Raw genomic sequence first — 1,558 nt, 5'->3', positions numbered from 1 at the left:
GTCACGCTGAAAATGCCGGCCTTTGAATGGGTTCATGTGCAGCTCCATCAGCAAAAGGGGATGATAAGTTTATCACCACCGACTATTTGCAACAGTGCCCTCTCGGGTAACATCAAGGCCCGATCCTTGGAGCCCTTGCCCTCCCGCACGATGATCGTGCCGTGATCGAAATCCAGATCCTTGACCCGCAGTTGCAAACCCTCACTGATCCGCATGCCCGTTCCATACAGAAGCTGGGCGAACAAACGATGCTCGCCTTCCAGAAAACCGAGGATGCGAACCACTTCATCCGGGGTCAGCACCACCGGCAAGCGCCGCGACGGCCGAGGTCTTCCGATCTCCTGAAGCCAGGGCAGATCCGTGCACAGCACCTTGCCGTAGAAGAACAGCAAGGCCGCCAATGCCTGACGATGCGTGGAGACCGAAACCTTGCGCTCGTTCGCCAGCCAGGACAGAAATGCCTCGACTTCGCTGCTGCCCAAGGTTGCCGGGTGACGCACACCGTGGAAACGGATGAAGGCACGAACCCAGTGGACATAAGCCTGTTCGGTTCGTAAACTGTAATGCAAGTAGCGTATGCGCTCACGCAACTGGTCCAGAACCTTGACCGAACGCAGCGGTGGTAACGGCGCAGTGGCGGTTTTCATGGCTTGTTATGACTGTTTTTTTGTACAGTCTATGCCTCGGGCATCCAAGCAGCAAGCGCGTTACGCCGTGGGTCGATGTTTGATGTTATGGAGCAGCAACGATGTTACGCAGCAGGGCAGTCGCCCTAAAACAAAGTTAACCCAGGATGAGAACCTTGAAAGTATCATTGATGGCTGCGAAAGCGAAAAACGGCGTGATTGGTTGCGGTCCAGACATACCCTGGTCCGCGAAAGGGGAGCAGCTACTTTTTAAAGCATTGACCTACAATCAGTGGCTTCTGGTGGGTCGCAAGACGTTTGAATCTATGGGCGCACTCCCCAATAGGAAATACGCGGTCGTTACCCGCTCAGGTTGGACATCAAATGATGACAATGTAGTTGTATTTCAGTCAATCGAAGAGGCCATGGACAGGCTAGCTGAATTCACCGGTCACGTTATAGTGTCTGGTGGCGGAGAAATTTACCGAGAAACATTACCCATGGCCTCTACGCTCCACTTATCGACGATCGACATCGAGCCAGAGGGGGATGTTTTCTTCCCGAGTATTCCAAATACCTTCGAAGTTGTTTTTGAGCAACACTTTACTTCAAACATTAACTATTGCTATCAAATTTGGAAAAAGGGTTAACAAAGCTATGCAATCGACGGCAAAAAGCTTCGTTCGCTTCGCGCACTACGCCTTTTCCGCGATTGATAGCGACGTTATGTGAATATTGAAATGAGCATTCCAAAGAAAGGAAGTAGAAAAATTATCGTGGGCGAAAATGAGTTTTTGTGGCTCATTAGGTCAAAACTCACATATTCGCAGGACGGCACTGTTGCAAATAGTCGGTGGTGATAAACTTATCATCCCCTTTTGCTGATGGAGCTGCACATGAACCCATTCAAAGGCCGGCATTTTCAGCGTGAC

Annotated in this window: 1 protein-coding gene and 1 pseudogene; one reads left to right on the top strand and one right to left on the bottom strand. The window is 50.9% G+C overall.

The genetic code is table 11. From position 1 onward, the window contains the following. Window positions 1-89 precede the first annotated feature (89 nt). Window positions 90-647: pseudogene (gene intI1 / locus BGK49_RS14290) on the bottom strand (class 1 integron integrase IntI1); the annotation flags it as partial. A 155-nt stretch (window positions 648-802) separates the two neighbouring features. Between intI1 and dfrA14 the strand changes: the two are divergent. Further along, on the top strand, window positions 803-1,276 hold the full coding sequence (dfrA14, locus tag BGK49_RS14285; RefSeq protein WP_004201280.1) for a trimethoprim-resistant dihydrofolate reductase DfrA14: 474 nt from the start codon (window positions 803-805) through the stop codon (window positions 1,274-1,276). Window positions 1,277-1,558 lie beyond the last annotated feature (282 nt).

The organism is Shigella sp. FC1544, from assembly GCF_001722145.1.
GTDB lineage: Bacteria > Pseudomonadota > Gammaproteobacteria > Enterobacterales > Enterobacteriaceae > Escherichia > Escherichia coli.
Note: the sequence above shows the minus strand (reverse complement) of the source record. Positions and strands in the feature narration are given on the sequence as shown.